This window comes from Alcaligenes sp. SMD-FA (genome assembly GCF_025960365.1).
Taxonomy (GTDB): domain Bacteria; phylum Pseudomonadota; class Gammaproteobacteria; order Burkholderiales; family Burkholderiaceae_B; genus Alcaligenes; species Alcaligenes aquatilis.
Map to the genome: position 1 here is coordinate 3,189,939 of NZ_CP110108.1, position 17,829 is coordinate 3,207,767.

Consider the following 17,829-nt stretch of genomic DNA (forward strand, 5'->3'; position numbering starts at 1 on the left):
GGGCGATCAGGTCAGCTTGTAAGGTCTACGCTACCGGACTGACTCGGCAACGCATTACCAGACCTGATGGACTACGCAGTAGCAAGCTCCTGTGTCTGGAACTGCTCCTGTTTCATCGTGCCTTCCTGCTGGAAACGAACGTGCCAGGACAGGGCCTCTTCCAGGATGTGGGGCGTGTGACCGCCACGTTGGCTGGCGCGTTCAACATAGTCCAACAAAGCGGGACGGTAGTCAGGGTGGGCACATTTCTCGATGATCACGCGGGCACGCTCACGGGGAGCCAGACCACGCAAATCCGCCAGACCCCATTCAGAAACCAGTACGGCTACATCGTGCTCGCAGTGGTCTACGTGCGAGGCCATCGGCACCACACTGGAGATGGCGCCATCTTTGGCGACAGACTTGCTGACAAAAATAGACAGGTGTGCATTACGGGCAAAGTCGCCAGAGCCACCAATGCCATTCATCATGTGGGTGCCACAGACGTGGGTGGAGTTCACATTGCCGTAGATATCAAATTCCAGGGCGGTGTTGATCGCAATGATGCCCAGGCGACGCACCAACTCTGGATGATTACTGATTTCCTGAGGGCGCAGCACCAGCTTGTCGCGGTAGTTATCCAGACCTTCCAGGAACTGCGCCATTTTGGGAGCGGACAAGGTCAAGGACGAGGCCGAGGCAAAGCTCAACTGGCCTGAGTCCAGCATGGCAATTGCACTGTCCTGCAAGACTTCCGAGTACATCTTCAGGTCAGTGAAGGGAGAATCCAGCAGGCCATACGTCACGGCATTGGCAATCGTACCGATACCCACCTGCAAGGGCAGCAAAGAGTGGCTCATACGGCCAGCATCCACTTCGCCTTTCAGGAACTCGATAATGTGACCGGCAATCGCCTGCGTTTCCTCATCCGGTGGCAGTACACTGGAGGGGCTGTCCATCGCATCAGTCACCACAATACCCACGATGCGGGAAGGATCCACCTGAATGGCGGTGGTGCCAATACGTTGGTCCACATCCGTCAGTTCAATCGGCTGGCGATTGGGGCGGGCTTCGGGCACATAGATATCGTGCAAGCCTTCCATCTCTACCGGCATGCTCAGATTCAGCTCAACAATGATGTGTTTGGCTTGCTGGGCAAAGCTGGCCGAATTGCCTACCGAGGTCGTCGGCACAATCGCGCCGGTTTCAGTAATGGCAACCGCTTCAATGACGGCAATGTCGATGGCAGGCAAGTTGCCCGAACGCATGTGCTCCACTGTCAGCGACAAGTGCTGGTCAGTAAACAGGACTTTGCCTTCATTGATATGACGGCGCAGCACCGAGTCCACTTGAAACGGCGAGCGGCGGGCCAGAACACCGGCCTCAGCCATCAAGCCATCGCTATCATTACCCAGCGAGGCGCCGGTCACCACATTCAGTTTTAATGGCTCAGTCTGGGCCCGCTCGGCCAAGGCACGAGGCATGACCTTACAGTCTCCGGCGCGGGTAAAACCACTCATCCCGACATTCATCCCGTCTTTAAAGAAGGCGGCTGCCTCCTGAGCGGTCATGACCTTGCCTTCCAATTCGGGGGAACGAATGCGATCCTTGAACATCGTGTGCTCCTGTCTCTGTGTCATTGATCTACCTGTTGTTGCTTTCGGAAGGAGCCAGGGCCGAAAGCGCCAGGCGAGATCTTCACGCAACAGAACGACATCACGCTTTAAAAATAGTGGCTGTATGAGCCGGAGAGAAAAAGCCGAAATCGCCCTGACAACAGGCGTTTATGTTTTATGAACAAAGCCAGCATAGCATCGCCATAATGAATAAAATAACTAGCAATAAGTCGTAAAAATCATAAACAAAGGCCAGCCAATCATGGATATCCGATCCTTGCGATACTTCATTGAAACCGTTAAACATCAAAGCTTTACGCAAGCTGCGCAGAGCCTGAACGTGACGCAATCGACCATCAGCAAGATGGTCAAGCAGCTGGAAGATGAACTGGGCGAGCCCTTGCTGATCCGCGATCATCGGCAATTACAACTGACCGATTGCGGCAAAATTGTGCTGGAGCGCGGACAGGAGGTTTTGCAGAGCATGCAGGGCTTGCTGCGAGAAGTTCACGAAGTTCAGGCCTTGCAACGCGGTCGCCTGGATCTGGGCATTCCGCCCATGATTAATGTGCTGTTCACAGAAGTACTCAAGACCTTCAAGAATCGACATCCGCAGATCGAGCTGATCCTGCACGAAGAGACCGGCATGGGGATTGAGCGCATGGTAGCTGCAGGCACAGTTGAAATGGGCCTCAGTATTCTGCCCTTGGGACCGGAGTTGAATGTATCGGCCACCCCGGTAGCCAAACATGCGGTTTGGGCAATAGGCCACAAAGACACGCTGACGGGGACACAAAAGAAGATCAAGCTGCGGGAGCTGGAAAAGCATCCCTTGATTTTTCTGGGTGAAGACTACGCCTTGACCCGTATGTTGCGGCGTGCCTTTGCCCATGCCGGACTGCAGGCGAATATTGCGGCACAAAGCAATCAATGGGATTGGGTGGCTTCCATGGCACAGGCGGGAATGGGGGTTGCTTTGCTGCCCCAGCCGTTTCTGTCTCGGCTGGAACCGGGGGACTGGGTTGCCAAAGAAGTGGTGGAGCCGGCGCTGAACTGGGAAGTGGCGCTGCTATGGAATGGACGGTATCTGTCGCAAGCCGCCCGAGCATGGCTGCAGGTTTGTACGGATGTGCTGGGGGGGAACTGGCCTGAGCTTGAAGGAGATTCATAGCAAAGGTGCGCTACTGGTTGGCCCTTGAGTGCTCATTGCAGAATAATCAGGTCTAGCTTGCAACGGTACTGATCCAGTTCCACCAGGGTGCCGAACAGTTACTGACTCAGTGCATGTGGCTTGGCAAACGCTCCTGATGCAAGTCCTGCATAGAAAGACTCCTTGCCGCATCGTAAAGACGGCAGTTCATCTTGCTATTGTACGAGGCCAGGCGGATGGCTATTTGGGGTGTCATGTTTTTCCAGACCTGGGTGCAGTACAAGAAGCGTTTATGTCAAAAGGTAGGTGGATCAAGCAAAAATGAGGATCTGCGTACCCTCAAATCTGCGCCTCAACAATTCACTTGACTAACATATAGGTAGCCAGCTACATTTCAGCCTTAATGATTATGTGGCGGCATGATGTTTGAACTCAAGGATCTTCCTAGCTACGACACGCTGGTCAAGATGGGCGTCGAGTACAGCAACCCAGATGTAGATGGGCTGCAGACTTGGCTTATCTGGGCTTCGGCTACCAGTGAAATGTTGTCGGCTTTTGAAGCCAATCTTGATCGCACTTCCGGCTTATCGCAGACACAATTTTTCGTGCTGATTCTGCTTAAGCGCAATCCGAATGGTTTGAGCATAGGTACGCTGGCAGATGGGGTGTCGGTCACATCGCAGACGATGACTCGCATTATTGATCGCATGGAAATCGCCGGTTTATGCAATCGGGAGCAGCACCCTCAGGATCGTCGTGCCTGGTTGGTTCGCCTGACCGAGCACGGGGTCGAGGTTTTGGGTAAAGCCTTGCCGGCTCACTATGTATGGGTTGCCGAACTGATGAGCCATTTCGACGCGCAAGAACGCGATGTGCTTGTACGCTTGATGCTCAAGCTCAATCAACAAGGGATCTTGCCCAAGACACACGGCGGCTGATTGTCAGCCGTTTTTTTTTAAGTATATATGTAGCTTGCTACATAACAGCTAGGAACATTTACCATGAAAGTATCTGCCAGTGATCCGCACGCTATTGGGATAGGTTTGCGTGCCTTGATGGTTATCTGCGCTTTATCGGTTGTGTCTTTGCTGTACCTGCCTTTACCGATTTTGGAGACGTTGAAACATACCTATGGCATTGAAGCTACGGGCATGGTGAGCAGCTTTGGGTTTGCCTACGCAGCCGGGTTTCTTATCTTTGGTCCCCTGTCCGATCGAGTGGGGCGTCGCAATGTCATGGTCGCCGGCCTGCTGGCCCTGGTGGGCGCGACAGCGGTACTCGCATTGGCAAGCTCCCCTCTGTTCCTAACGTTTGGCCGCGTGTTGCAAGGCCTGGCAGCCTCTTCCTTTCCCCCCGTAGCGATTACCTACCTGGCAGAGCGAGGCAACCCACGCCAAAAAATTTGGAGTGTGGCCTGGATGAGTACGGCCTTTCTTTCCGCCGGTTTGCTAGGGCAGATTTATGGCGGATTGGTGGCCGGGCCTTGGGGCTTGGGGGCGGCTTTGGGGCCACTGTGTGGTGTGTTCGCCTTGACTGCTTGGAGCTTGTGGAAGAAACCAGCAGATAAGCCGGCAGGCCAAGGTTTAAGCGGATTTTTCAGCAATTACAAAGCCATAGGCAGTTTGTTGGCGGATGCACGATTGCGCCGTGTTTACCTGCCAGCATTCTTCCTGCTGATGTGTTTCGTTGCTTTCTACATGATCTTGGATAGCAAACTCGGAATGCAATTTGAGCAGTTGGGCATTTCTCCTATGACGACACGAGCTGTGGTGGCGCCTGCTTTTTTGATGCCTTTGCTGGTTACTGTCGTGATGCCGAAGTTAGGGCCTCAGCGAACCTTGGGCGCTGGATTAGTGTGCGCCGCAGCAGGTTTGGCCTTGAGTGCATGGGCCGGGGAGGAGCACCTGATGGCTTTGCTTGGCTCCAGTTTCTTATTTGTGGCCGGACTGGGTATCAGCGTTCCTAGCCTGATTGCCCGAGTAGCAAGAGTTAGCGATATCTCGCTGCGGGGATTGGCTGTGTCGCTCTACACCTTTGTGCTGTTTATTGGCGCAAGTCTGGGGCCATGGTTGGCCCAACAGACGGCGGATATGGCTTTGGCCAGTACCTATTTGCTGCTTGCTGGCGTATTGGCCATCTGCGCGATCTACGCCGCTTTTCCCAACTAGGAGTCTGCAACGATGCGAGTTTATTTTTCTGTTCCTGCTGTGCTTGCTGCAGTAACGCTGCAAGCGGTTTGGCTTGTTCCTGTGCAGGCACAGACTAGCCCCTCTTCTACGGAGAATGTCGTGAGTACCACAATCAATAATCTGGCTGCCGCCTTTGTTCCAGAAGCTTACGTTCAGGTGGCCCAAGGTGCTGTCAGCGTAGATGGTGAAGCTGTTGTATTGACTCGTTATGAGCGTGAGGATGGTCGAAACTCAGGTTTGGAAGGTGAGCATTTCAGCTCTGTTGTCTCTGAGTCCGGGCGGCTGAAAGGCTTTGCGCATATTTCTTTGGACCTGGTGGACCGGCCCTTGCCCAGCGCCGAACGTAGTGAGGCGATTGCCCGTGCTTTCTTGCAGGAGCATGCCCCTGACTTGTTGCCTAAAATGGAGATTCATTGGGTGGATACCCATGATGAGCCCATTCGCATAGAACGAAACGGTCGTACAGAAACCGTGACCTTAACCGGTATGAAAGTGAAGGCCCGCAACCTGGAGGACCGCTTGTGGTTCTGGGTCATTGTTGGACCTGATGAGCAGCCCATGGTGTTCGAGCGCGACATTACCTGGATTACCTTTCCCGGTCACCGTAAGACTGAAAAATGGCTGCATGATAGTTGGCTTAAGCAGCAAAAGACGGATCTTGGCAACGGCAACAAGCGCGTTTAAGCTGCCCCCATGGTGTATTTCATGCCTATGTGACAAGGCCTTAACGTCGGTTTAGACGTCCCTTGGACAAGCGCAGCTTTAGCCTTTCAGGCTAAGGCTGTCGATCGCCTCGAGAATCGCGGGGGCTGCTTGGTTAAAGTACAGTGTTTATCGACACAGCTTCAGAGCCGGTACGGTGGTAGCGTCCTCTAGCCTGTGCAAGCAGAATATGCCTGATAAGCCTGAACGCTAGACGCGATGGTACGCCTGAATCGACACTACTTCACATAATGTTCGATCGGCGAATGATCATCCAGCCTCAACACCCGACCATCGATTAATAACGATGGCAGTCGCGTCACTCCAGCGGCAAGCGCATCGGCAACACCTTCCTGCTGCTGCGAGAGATTGAATGCCTGGTAGTGATGCCCGGGTGTCGAGAAAACGCCGCGCATCAGCTCGTCAATACCCAAGCAAATATTGCATCCGTCATGAAAGAGTGTGACGTTGATCATTGAATGTCCTCTATGTATGAGAGTCTAGATACAAGGAAAATGACGTCCTTTGGCCTACACGCACTACTGAACCGTTAGAAAACACCCAATAACCCTGATCAATGCTGAGGCGGCTTTGCTAGATTCATAGCGACATGTAGCGACAAAATGGAACTCATTTATGTCCTGTGACATATAAGAATAATAACAAATAACGTCCCTACAAACGGCCTGATCTTCCCGAAACCATACCCTAAACGCCAAATCCTTTTGCAAGCATCAGCATCCATTCCTCTAGCGACTTGCTACAGTCTTGGCACGTTCTCACGTTCACCCTGAATATCTTATTGACTCAAGCGCATCTCCAAGCGATGCGGGTCGCGTCTTCTTCACATCTAATGCCTAACAGCAGCCTCTAATCACATTCGGTGAAAAACAAAAAAAGACCACCCTAAACAGGGTGGCCTTCTTGAACAGCAAGATCCAACAATCAGAAAGACTTAAGCAGTCACTTGCTCCGCAGCCGGTTCTTCAACTTCAGCCGAACTACGGATCAGGTAATCAAACGCGCTCAAGGCAGCCTTGGCACCTTCACCGGCAGCAATCACGATCTGCTTGTAAGGCACAGTCGTCACGTCGCCTGCAGCAAATACACCTGTTAGCGAAGTAGCGCCGCGTACATCAACCTCGATCTCGCCATGGCGCGACAAAGCCACATCGCTGCCCTTGAGCCATTCCGTGTTGGGCACCAGACCAATCTGAACGAACACACCGTCCAACTTGATGCTCTTGGCTTCCTGAGTCTGACGATCCAGGTAATTCAAACCAACAACCTTGGCGCCGTCACCTAGAACTTCCGTCGTCTGAGCCTGCGTAATGATCGTCACATTAGGCATGCTGCGCAGCTTGTTCTGCAAAACCTGGTCAGCCCGCAAGGCATCGCCAAACTCAATCAAGGTAACGTGCTTGACCAAACCAGCCAGGTCAATCGCTGCTTCAACGCCGGAGTTACCGCCGCCGACCACCGCCACATCCTTGCCTTTGAACAAAGGACCATCACAGTGCGGGCAGTACGCCACACCGCGGTTACGGTAATCCTGCTCGCCAGGCACATTCAGTTCACGCCAGCGGGCACCTGTGGCCAGAATAACGGACTTGGCTTTCAGTTGAGCGCCACCATCCACGTCCACAATGACCTGCTTGCCTTCGCGGCGAATACCCTTGGCACGATGCAAATTCATGATGTCCACATCGTACGTTTTAACGTGCTGCTCCAGCGCGGTGGCAAAGGCAGGACCATTGGTCTCGACCACCGAGATGTAGTTCTCGATAGACATGGTGTCCAGAACCTGACCACCGAAACGCTCGGCCAATACACCCGTGCGAATACCCTTGCGAGCAGCGTACACAGCCGCGGCTGCACCAGCAGGACCACCGCCGACGATCAGGACATCAAACTCGTCCTTGGCATTCAGGGCTTCAGCACGAGCCGAGTTATCGCCCGTATCCAGCTTGGCCAGCAACTCTTCAGCACTGGCACGGCCTTGATGGAACATTTCGCCATTCAAGAACACGGCCGGAACCGACATGATGTTGCGCTGCTGAACCTCGTCCTGGAACAGGGCACCGTCAATGGCCACGTGCTTGATACGTGGGTTGATCACGGACATGGCGTTCAAGGCCTGCACCACGTCAGGACAGTTCTGGCACGACAGCGAGAAATACGTTTCAAAAACAAAGTCGCCGGGCAGATTACGGATCTGCTCAATCACAGCGGCATCCAGCTTGATCTCATGGCCACCCACTTGCAGCAGGGCCAGGATCAAAGAGGTAAATTCGTGTCCCATCGGGATACCCGCAAAGCTCACGCTAATGTCGGTACCGGGACGGTTAATTTGGAAGGAAGGCTTACGCTCTTGCGCATCCGCATCTTCGCGATAGCTGGTCTTGTCGGACAGACCATCAATTTCTTGCAACAGTTCGCGCAGCTCGACGGACTTGGCGCCAGTATCCAGCGTCGCAACGATCTCGATCGGTTGCGTGATCTTCTCGAGATATGCCTTCAATTGAGTTTTGATGTTTGCATCTAACATGTGAAACGCCCTTTATCCTGTACTGAACGAAACAACTTGAGGTGCCTGAACCGGTCAGGCACCGGGGTGGCGGCGCAGCGCGCCGACCACCGCTTAAGACCCGTGTTTAAAAGGTCTTAGATCTTGCCAACCAGATCCAGGGAAGGAGTCAGCGTCTTGGCGCCTTCTTCCCATTTGGCTGGGCAAACTTCACCGGGGTGAGCGGCGATGTACTGAGCAGCCTTAACTTTGCGCAGCAGCTCGGAAGCCACACGGCCGATACCGTTGTCGTGGATTTCCAGAACCTTGATTTCGCCTTCTGGGTTCACTACGAACGTACCGCGCAAAGCGATACCTTCTTCTTCGATCAGCACGTCAAAGTTGCGCGACAGCTGATGAGTAGGGTCACCGATCATTGGGTAGTTCACTTTGCTGATGGCTTCCGAGGTGTCGTGCCATGCTTTGTGAGCAAAGTGAGTGTCGGTGGACACGGAGTAAACCTCTACGCCCATTTTTTGGAACTCGGCGTAGTTGTCGGCCAAGTCTTCCAGTTCGGTTGGGCAAACAAACGTAAAGTCGGCTGGGTAGAAAACAAAAACAGCCCACTTACCGGCAACGGTTTCGTTGCTGACTTCGATAAATTTGCCGTTGTGAAAAGCTTGTGCTTTAAAAGGTTTGATGACGGTGTTGATCAAAGACATATTTGCTCCGGTGAGTGATTAATCATTGACAGTAAAGCCATTATAGGAAGCCACTGACGATTAGTAAAATTGATTAATGCAATAACGCTCATTGCTATTAGCTATCGCACGTCGCATAAAAACTTCTTTCTATGCGTCGCACAGACTTATGCTAACAGAGCGAGATGACAGTGCAACTATCAGCGTTCAAGCTATAAGGCTACTTCGCTGAGCGCAGGACTGGAGGATTGCTGGGCATTGACTAAACAACGGGCAAAATCCTGCCAAAACTGCGCATCATCGCCTAAAGAAACATTAATGCGCATATAAGTAGATAGTTGCTGTTGCGGACAAAACAAGGCCCCTGGCACCAATAAATGGCCAGGACGCCCCAAAGCGCGCACCAAACTTTCCGTATCCACGCCCGTATCCACCCAAACAAACATGCCCGCCTGGGGCGGCGCGTCCGGAGCCAAACCCAAGTGAGCCAGTTGCTCCAACGTTCTGTGCCTATCGCGATCAGTATGACGACGCAAGCGATCCAGATGCTTGCGATAGGCACCGTCTACCAGCACTCGGTGAATGACCCGCTCGCCCAATTCCGGCGAGGTCAGCCCCGCCAACATTTTCAAATTCACCAAAGCCTGTAAAAGCTCGGGAGCCGCTGCCATGTAAGCCACCCGCAAACCAGCAGCCATCACCTTGGAATAGCCCCCAACCAAGGTGACGCGGTTCAACTGGTCCAACTGAGCCAGACGACAGGCAGGACTGGCATGCAGCTCGCTATAGGTATCGTCTTCAATAATGTGAAAGTCCCAGGTCTGAGCCAAGGTCAGAATGCTGTGTGCCGCCGCCGGGCTCAAACTAAAGCCGGTGGGGTTATGCACCACGGTATTCAGAATGACCAGACGTGGACGATGCTCACGCGCCAGTTGCTCCAAGACAGCCAGATCCGGACCATCTGCACGGCGTGGCACACTGAACACCCGCACATCCACCACAGCCAGACGAGCAAACAGCAAATACCAGGCTGGATCTTCCACAACAACCGCATCACCCGGACGCAACCAATGGCGCAAAAGCAAATCCAGCGCCTGCGTCACGCCACTACACAAGACAAGCTGGGTATCGGGATCCGCCTGTATGCCGCTGTCTTCCAGTTGCCCCGCAATATGCTGGCGCAAGGGACGATAGCCATGTGAATGCCCATAGCCCAGCAAGTTAGAGCCCGCGCTACGGCTGACCTGCCGCAAGGCCGCCAGAATCATGTCGTTGTCCAGCCACTGACGGGGAATGCCCGCGCTGTCGCTCTGCCCCATAAAACTGTTCAGCATCCAGTTCACATCTATCTTGCGCGGCTCATTCTTTTCTACGTGCAAGGATTCGGAACGCAGGCGCCCAGAGCTACGCACCCGCACAAAGAAACCTGAACCGGGTCGAGACTCCACCAGGCCCAAGGCCATCAACTTGTCGTAAGCAGCCACTACGGTATGGGGGCTGACCCCAGCAGACTGCGCCAATCGACGCACCGAAGGGAGCCGGCTGCCGCCCCGATAGCGCAAATGCAGGGCTTGCTGCACCCAGGCAACCAACTGATCGCTTAGTGTCACGTCCGAACCCCGCACGGGCTGCCAATCCAACCATTCCATGATGCTGACCTTTAATCGTGAAAACCGACTGTAGCGGTGATGCGACCAATACAGTCTGATCGACTGACTGGTTAACTGTATCGTAACTGTACCGCCTATTTATTTTAAGCTCAAAGCTGTGATCAACCTATTTCCTATCCGTGGTGATTTTCATGAGCCGCAGCACCAGCCTTCCCATGCCCAGTTCCACCCCAGCACTGCTGATCTATGTCTACGCTTTTATCGGGGTTATCGTCTTTGCCTTCACCTTGCCCATGACACGGCTGGCGGTGCAAAGCTTTGACCCTTGGCTGGTGGGGATGGCACGAGCCAGTATCGGCGGGGTGTGCGCAGCCCTCATCTTGCTGGCCACCCGCAGCCGCCGCCCCACGGCATCGGAATGGCGTGGTATTGCCCTTTCGTGTACGGGTGTAATCGTGGGCTGGCCGGTGTTCTCTTCAATTGCCATGCAGACGGTACCGTCCTCGCACGGGGCCGTGTTAAGCGGGCTGATTCCTCTGGCGACCGCGATTGTTTCATCGGCCCGTAGCAATGAACCCTTAAGTCGCCGCTTCTGGATGTTGAGCCTGCTCGGTGCCGTACTGGTACTGCTTTACGCTTTCTATATTGGTGAAGGCGCGCTGCAAACCGGCGATATCTGGTTGGCCCTGGCTGTGTTCATGTCTGGCGTAGGCTATGCCGAAGGTGGCCGTGTGGCTCGCACCCTGGGAGGCTGGCGCACCATTTGCTGGTGCCTGGCCGCCAGCTTGCCGCTGACCATTCCTGCCACCTTGGGGCTCGCTTTTTCCATGACAGAAATGCCTGCCGCCCAGTCTGTCATGGCCCTGCTCTACCTGGCCCTATTCTCGTCCTTGCTGGGTTTTTTCCCCTGGTACAAGGCCATGGCCATGGGTGGGGTGGCCCGTATTGGACAGGTACAACTGGCCCAGCCTTTTCTGACCGTGCTGATCTCCGCCGTGTGGTTAAGCGAGCAAGTGGACCTGCTGACCTGGCTGTCCTGCATCGTCATCATTGCCATTATTGCGGCCAGCCGACGCGCCTGAAAACGCAATGACAAGGCGGCTAAATACAGCAAGAGCATATTCACCTAACTAATACTTCGTTCCCAGCGTGGGCTCGCGCAAGCACACTGGCTCATCATCCCATGAACCAATGCAAGGCAATAGCGCGGCCCACGTGACTCCGTTTTGAGCAGGGGCGGTGCTGGTATTGCCGCAAGGACATCTGATCATGCCCGCCCAAGCCCCTGCCGCGATTGCCCTGAGCGCCCGGCCACTGATGCTGTGGAAACAGCTACGCGACGATCTGCAAATCATCGCACGCGAACACACGGATGCCGTTCTGGCCAGTTCCCTGGCCGCCGAAGACATGGTGCTGTTTCATGCCATGTCCATCTACACCCCCGAGCTGGACACGATCACCCTGGATACCGGCCGCCTTCACGCAGAGACCTTGCAACTGGGCCGCCATATCCAGGAGCACTATGAACGCCCCATCCTGTTTTTTCATCCTGATCCGGAGCGGGTACAAGAACACGTCCGCACCCATGGCACGCATGCTTTCTACGAAAGCGTGGAGCTGCGCAAGGAATGCTGCGCGATCCGCAAAGTGGAACCCTTGCGCCGTGCCTTGCAAGGCCGATCGGCCTGGATTACCGGCCAGCGCCGCGAGCAAACCGCCAGCCGTACCGAGCTGTCCAGCAAGGAATACGACAGCGTCTTTGGACTGCAGAAATTCAACCCCTTGATCGAATGGACTCAGGACGATGTGTGGGCCGTGATCCGTGGCTTGAGCATCCCCTACAACTCACTGCACGACCAGGGCTACCCCTCCATAGGCTGCGAGCCCTGTACGCGTGCCATTCGCCCCGGTGAAGACGTGCGCGCCGGGCGCTGGTGGTGGGAACAGCGCGACAGCCTGGAATGCGGCCTGCATGCCAGCAATCTGAATAGCCGTGTCAACACCTGAAGGAACCCCATGGGCGAACCACTCTCTACCCGTACTCATCTGGACTGGCTGGAAGCCGAGGCCATTTTTATTCTGCGCGAAATCGCCGCCGAAGCTGAAAAACCCGTGCTGCTGTTCTCCGGCGGCAAGGATTCCGCCGTGCTGCTGCAACTGGCCCAAAAAGCCTTTGCGCCTGGCCCGCTGCCGTTTCCCTTGATGCATGTGGACACCGGCCACAATTACCCGGAAGTGATCGAATTTCGGGACCGCCGCGCCGCTGAACTGAACGCCGAGCTGATAGTACGCAGCGTGGAAGATTCCATTGCGCGCGGCACCGTGGTGCTGCGTCATGAGACAGCCAGCCGCAACGGCGCCCAAGCGGTCACCTTGCTGGAAGCCATTGCCGAATTTGGCTTTGATGCCTGTTTCGGTGGTGCCCGCCGCGACGAAGAAAAAGCCCGTGCCAAAGAGCGCATCGTGTCCTTTCGCGACGAGTTCGGCCAATGGGACCCCAAAGCACAACGCCCCGAGCTGTGGCACTTGTTCAACACCCGTATTCACAAGGGCGAGAACCTGCGCGTCTTCCCGATTTCCAACTGGACCGAACTGGACGTCTGGCAATACATCCAGCGTGAAGCCATTGATCTGCCGTCCATCTACTACACCCACTCGCGCGAAGTGGTGGAGCGTCAGGGCCTGATCGTTCCCATCACCCCGCTGACTCCCTTGCTCGATGGCGAAACCCCCGAATGGCGCGATGTGCGTTTTCGCACCGTAGGCGATATTTCCTGCACCTGCCCAGTGCTCTCTACCGCCGCATCCGTGCAGGACATTATTGCTGAAACCGCCTTGGCCACGATTACCGAACGCGGTGCCACCCGTATGGATGACCAGACGTCTGAGGCCTCCATGGAACACCGCAAGAAACAAGGATATTTCTAATGAATACCGTCAATGACGCCTGGCTGCAGGCTGCCGATCAAGGCGTGCTGCGTCTGATTACTGCTGGCTCCGTGGACGACGGAAAATCCACCTTGATTGGCCGTTTGCTGGTGGACAGCCAGGGCGTGTTTGCCGACCAGATAGCGGCCATCCAACGCTCCAAGTACAAGCGCGGAGAGGACGCCGAACCCGATCTGGCCCTGCTAACCGATGGCCTGGAAGCCGAGCGCGAACAAGGCATCACCATTGATGTGGCCTACCGCTACTTCGCGACTCCCAAACGCAAGTTCATCGTGGCCGATACCCCCGGCCACGAGCAGTACACCCGCAACATGATTACGGGTGCCTCCACCGCACAGGCTGCCATCATTCTGATTGATGCACATCGCGCCCAAGACGGAGAGCTACTGACCCAGACCAAGCGCCACAGCACCGTTGCCAAACTGCTGGGCCTGCATCATATCGTCGTAGCGGTGAACAAGATGGACCTGGTCAATTGGGATCAGGCCGTGTTCGACCGCATTCATGCCGCCTATCGGCAACTGGCTACGCAGCTGGGGATTGAACACTTTCACATCATTCCGCTTTCAGCCTTGAAGGGTGAGAACATCACCCAGGCATCGCCGCACACACCTTGGTATCAAGGCTTGCCGCTGCTGCCTTTACTCGAATCGCTGGATCTGCGCGAGAACATTCAGCGCCCTGCCCGATTGTTTGTGCAATGGGTAGCGCGTCATGGTGGCAGCCGCGCTGACGGCTTTCGGGGCTATGCCGGTCAGCTCAATGGTGGCCGCCTGCATGTGGGCGATAGCGTTCAAGTATGGCCTAGCGGGAAAACCGCCGTCATCACACAATTATTTCGCGCTGGCACGGAACAAGGTTCCGTCAGCGACGGGGACGCGGTGACCGTGGTATTGGATCGTGAGTTGGATATTTCACGGGGCGATTTGCTGACACTGGCCCATGAGGACGTCAACACCAGCAAACACTTTGATGCGCAGCTATGTTGGCTGGACGAGCAAGCCTTGAATACCACCCGCTCTTACTGGTTAAAGCAAGGCACTCGTCTGACGCAAGCCAAGGTGCAAGCCGTTCATGCCTTGCGCGATGTACATAGTTTGCAAGAGCAGCAAGCCACCGGCACCTTGTCCCTGAATGATATTGGCCGTGTCAGCCTGGTCAGCCGCGACCTGCTGGTGCTGGACGATTATCAGGATCATTCCAGTACCGGCTCTTTCATCTTGATCGACCCCAGCACAAACCAGACCGTGGCGGCTGGCCTGGTCCAAAAGCGCGTATAAAGACCAGCCTGCGGCAGACCCAAGCCTTGCCGCAGGCACCGCATAGGATCACAACGCCCCTTGCTGTCTGACTGGCTGGAGCTGTCCCGAACCGCGCCTGAGCCTTATAAAGGCCGCCAGCACAATACACGCACTCACGCCCAACGTCATGGCTAACTGATAACGGTACGCCTCCACCATCGCCATATACACCAGCACTGCCAGAATCAGCGTGATGGACAAATAGGTCAGCCAGGGGAAAAACCACATCTTGAATGGCAAATCTATGCCTGCGTTTTCCGCCTGGCGACGCGACAGTAGTTGGGACACGGCAATGACCAGATAAACGATCAGGGCAATCGCCCCCGTTGTGGACAGCAAGAACGAAAACACCTGTCCGGGCAAGAGATAATTGACCAGACATCCTGCAAAACCGGCCAAGGTCGATACAAGCACGGCGTTATAAGGCACACCTTTGGACGATACCCTGGCAATACAAGCAGGGGCATCACCACGGACGGACAGGGAATAAATCATCCGAGAGGCCGTGTACAAGCCGGAGTTCATGCAGGAAGTCACCGCGATCAGCACCACCACATCCACTACCAGCTTGGCCTCGGGCAAGCGAAGAACTTCCAGCGTGCGCTGAAATGACCCCACCTGCATCAGCCTGGGATCGTCGTAACCGACGATCAGCACAATCAAGGAAATCGACAACACATAAAACAGGGAAATACGGTAGACCACCAGATTGGTCGCCTTACGTATCTTTTCCTGGGGCTTATCGGTTTCGGCGGCGGCAATCGTCACGATCTCCGCCCCAAAAAATGAAAACATCGTAATCAGAATGCCCGCCAGCACGGCCCCCATGCCCTGCGGCGCGAAATTGCTGAACACGGGAATCATCGGCACCTTGCCCCCCTCAACCCAGGGCCAGAAACCAGTCAGGGCGCACAGACAAGCCACAATAAACACAATGATGGCCAGCACCTTGATCAAAGCAAACCAGAACTCAAACTCGCCAAAATTCTTGACGCTAAACAGATTGGTCACCGACAAGGCGACCATGATGACAATGGAAAACAGCCACGAAGGGATATCCGGCATCCATTGATGCAGGATATAGGCCCCAGCAATGGCTTCGACGGGAATGATCAAACCCCAGAACCACCAATACAGCCAGCCAATGGAAAAACCCGCCCAGGGCCCGATCGCCCGCGCGGCATAGGTGGAAAATGAACCGCTATCCGGATTGGCGACAGCCATCTCGCCCAACATACGCATGACCAGCAGCACCAATGCTCCCGTCAAGATATAGGACAGTACCGCTGCCGGCCCGGTCTTCGCGATGGCATTGGCCGATCCAATGAACAGTCCGGCACCGATGATCCCCGCGATAGAAATCATGGACATCTGTCTTGAGTTCAGGCCGGGCGCGAGCGCACCCTGGCCTGCCTGTTCAGGCATGGTCATTATTGTCTCCTCGCTTTTTATTCACTGGCGGGTCAGTTCTGACCCACCCGAGGCGCCCCGACGATATGCTTCGCTTGCTATAGGCGCCCGTCACCCAACAGCCAGGCCCTGCCCAGTAGTGGCTCGGGCCCTCCGTCTGAACACTCAAGCAGCGTCAGAGATCGAACTTCACCCCCTGCGCCAAAGGCAACTCCCGGGAGTAGTTGATGGTGTTGGTCGCCCGGCGCATATAGGCACGCCAGGCATCGGAACCGGACTCGCGGCCCCCGCCGGTTTCCTTGTCCCCACCAAAGGCACCGCCGATCTCCGCCCCGGACGTACCAATATTGACGTTGGCAATACCGCAATCGGAACCACTGGCCGACAAAAACGCCTCGGTTTCACGCAAGTCATTACTGAAAATGGCGGACGACAAGCCTTGTGGAACATCGTTTTGCAACGCCAGCGCCTCGGACAGTTCCTCGTAGCGCAGCACATACAAAATAGGCGCAAAGGTTTCCTGCCGTACCGTATCGGTTTGCCTGTCCATTTCCACGATGGCTGGCCTGACGTAATAAGCCGATGCAAACTCATCCTCCAGTACCCGCTCTCCACCGGTCACCCGCCCCCCTTGAGCACGCGCCGCATCCAGTGCAGTTTGCATCGCGTCAAAGGCGGCCTGATCAACTAAAGGCCCCAGCAACGTTCCTTCCTGCAAAGGATTACCAATCCTGAGCTTGCCATACACCTGCTTGAGCCGCTCCACCAGTTGTTCACTGATACTGCGATGCACAATCAAGCGTCGTGTACTGGTACAACGCTGCCCCGCCGTCCCGACTGCCGCAAAGACAATCCCTCGGACCGCCAGATCCAGATCCGCATTAGGCGTGACAATAACGGCGTTATTGCCTCCCAGTTCCAGCAAAACACGCCCGAAACGACGCGCCACACGAGGCCCCACTTCCCGGCCCATCCGCGTGCTGCCGGTGGCCGACACCAGCGCAACCCGGGGGTCATCGACCAGTATCTCTCCGGCTTCGCGCCCGCCAATCAGCACCTGGCTCAGGTGCGCCGGCCCGGCCTCATAACGCGCCATTGCCCGCTCAAAGACCGCCTGGCACGCCAAGGCGGACAAGGGTGTTTTTTCGGAGGGCTTCCAAATCACGGCATCACCACACACCAAGGCCAGGGCGGTATTCCAGGCCCACACCGCCATGGGAAAATTGAAGGCGGTGATCACCCCAACCACTCCCAAGGGATGCCAGGTTTCCAACATGCGATGGCCGGGCCGTTCAGAAGCAATGGTCAAACCATAGAGCTGTCGGGACAGCCCCACCGCAAAGTCGCAGATATCAATCATTTCCTGGACTTCGCCCAAGCCTTCACTCGTGATCTTTCCAGCTTCCAGGGAAATCAACTGGCCCAAAGCCTGCTTCTCGGCCCGCAGTTCCTGGCCCAGCAATCGAACCAGCTCACCTCGTGCCGGTGCAGGCACGGTACGCCACACCTGCCAGGCATCATGGGCACGGGCAATCGCCTTGCTAAGCTCCTGGCTGCTGTGAGGCCGCAGATGGGCCAGAATGTCCCCGTCAATAGGCGAGCGCACCGACATTCCCCCTGAAACATCGAGCGCAGCCGTCACACCCAATTGGGCCAGGGTGGAATGCGCCAGTTCGCTTGTGTGAGTTATGGCTGTGTGAGTCATGCTTGTACCTC

At 55.5% G+C, this 17,829-nt stretch carries 15 protein-coding genes; 8 read left to right on the forward strand and 7 right to left on the reverse strand.

The annotated features are described in order from the left end of the window. Window positions 1–71: 71 nt before the first annotated feature. A complete protein-coding gene (locus OKX01_RS14815; RefSeq protein ID WP_094197565.1) occupies window positions 72–1,595 on the reverse strand; it encodes an acetyl-CoA hydrolase/transferase family protein in 1,524 nt (507 codons plus the stop codon). Between the two features lie 262 nt (window positions 1,596–1,857). Here OKX01_RS14815 and OKX01_RS14820 point away from each other — a divergent pair, with 262 nt between their 5' ends. From OKX01_RS14820 to OKX01_RS14835, 4 genes are all read left to right on the forward strand, one after another. Continuing rightward, window positions 1,858–2,766: a LysR family transcriptional regulator gene (locus tag OKX01_RS14820; protein ID WP_121739485.1), complete on the forward strand. Its 909-nt coding sequence runs from the start codon at window positions 1,858–1,860 to the stop codon at window positions 2,764–2,766. A gap of 398 nt (window positions 2,767–3,164) precedes the next feature. Beyond that, window positions 3,165–3,683, forward strand: coding sequence for a MarR family winged helix-turn-helix transcriptional regulator (locus OKX01_RS14825; protein WP_264671992.1), 519 nt, complete (start codon window positions 3,165–3,167; stop codon window positions 3,681–3,683). A gap of 63 nt (window positions 3,684–3,746) precedes the next feature. Next, on the forward strand, window positions 3,747–4,913 hold the full coding sequence (locus OKX01_RS14830) for an MFS transporter (RefSeq protein ID WP_264671993.1): 1,167 nt from the start codon (window positions 3,747–3,749) through the stop codon (window positions 4,911–4,913). Between the two features lie 120 nt (window positions 4,914–5,033). Beyond that, window positions 5,034–5,618 (forward strand): hypothetical protein, encoded by a 585-nt coding sequence (locus tag OKX01_RS14835; protein ID WP_264671994.1) that lies wholly within the window; start codon window positions 5,034–5,036, stop codon window positions 5,616–5,618. 257 nt (window positions 5,619–5,875) lie between these two features. Here OKX01_RS14835 and OKX01_RS14840 read toward each other — a convergent pair whose 3' ends face one another. The 4 genes from OKX01_RS14840 to OKX01_RS14855 form a co-directional block, all read right to left on the reverse strand. After that, window positions 5,876–6,112 (reverse strand): hypothetical protein, encoded by a 237-nt coding sequence (locus tag OKX01_RS14840; RefSeq protein WP_094197567.1) that lies wholly within the window; start codon window positions 6,110–6,112, stop codon window positions 5,876–5,878. 479 nt (window positions 6,113–6,591) lie between these two features. Beyond that, window positions 6,592–8,184, reverse strand: coding sequence for an alkyl hydroperoxide reductase subunit F (gene ahpF / locus OKX01_RS14845; RefSeq protein WP_264671995.1), 1,593 nt, complete (start codon window positions 8,182–8,184; stop codon window positions 6,592–6,594). A 116-nt stretch (window positions 8,185–8,300) separates the two neighbouring features. Next, entirely contained in the window at window positions 8,301–8,864 is a 564-nt protein-coding gene (ahpC, locus tag OKX01_RS14850; RefSeq protein WP_042488726.1) for an alkyl hydroperoxide reductase subunit C, read from the reverse strand. Between the two features lie 191 nt (window positions 8,865–9,055). Beyond that, complete coding sequence (locus OKX01_RS14855; protein ID WP_094197569.1) at window positions 9,056–10,492, reverse strand: PLP-dependent aminotransferase family protein; 1,437 nt, start codon at window positions 10,490–10,492, stop codon at window positions 9,056–9,058. A gap of 152 nt (window positions 10,493–10,644) precedes the next feature. Here OKX01_RS14855 and OKX01_RS14860 point away from each other — a divergent pair, with 152 nt between their 5' ends. The 4 genes from OKX01_RS14860 (at window position 10,645) to OKX01_RS14875 (ending at window position 14,682) form a co-directional block, all read left to right on the forward strand. Further along, a complete protein-coding gene (locus tag OKX01_RS14860; RefSeq protein WP_264671996.1) occupies window positions 10,645–11,535 on the forward strand; it encodes a DMT family transporter in 891 nt (296 codons plus the stop codon). 187 nt (window positions 11,536–11,722) lie between these two features. Continuing rightward, window positions 11,723–12,460, forward strand: a complete 738-nt coding sequence (locus OKX01_RS14865; protein WP_264671997.1) for a phosphoadenylyl-sulfate reductase — start codon at window positions 11,723–11,725, stop codon at window positions 12,458–12,460. A 9-nt stretch (window positions 12,461–12,469) separates the two neighbouring features. Continuing rightward, window positions 12,470–13,381 (forward strand): sulfate adenylyltransferase subunit CysD, encoded by a 912-nt coding sequence (gene cysD, locus OKX01_RS14870; protein WP_094197571.1) that lies wholly within the window; start codon window positions 12,470–12,472, stop codon window positions 13,379–13,381. Next, window positions 13,381–14,682, forward strand: a complete 1,302-nt coding sequence (locus OKX01_RS14875; protein WP_094197572.1) for a sulfate adenylyltransferase subunit 1 — start codon at window positions 13,381–13,383, stop codon at window positions 14,680–14,682. Before cysD ends, OKX01_RS14875 begins: the two co-directional genes overlap by 1 nt. A gap of 48 nt (window positions 14,683–14,730) precedes the next feature. On the opposite strand, the gene OKX01_RS14880 is transcribed toward OKX01_RS14875, so the two are convergent. After that, a complete protein-coding gene (locus tag OKX01_RS14880) occupies window positions 14,731–16,134 on the reverse strand; it encodes an amino acid permease (RefSeq protein ID WP_230019210.1) in 1,404 nt (467 codons plus the stop codon). 154 nt (window positions 16,135–16,288) lie between these two features. Continuing rightward, the gene (locus OKX01_RS14885; protein ID WP_413544457.1) at window positions 16,289–17,818 is read right to left on the reverse strand and encodes an aldehyde dehydrogenase family protein; all 1,530 of its coding nucleotides are present in this window, start codon (window positions 17,816–17,818) and stop codon (window positions 16,289–16,291) included. Between the last annotated feature and the right edge of the window lie 11 nt (window positions 17,819–17,829).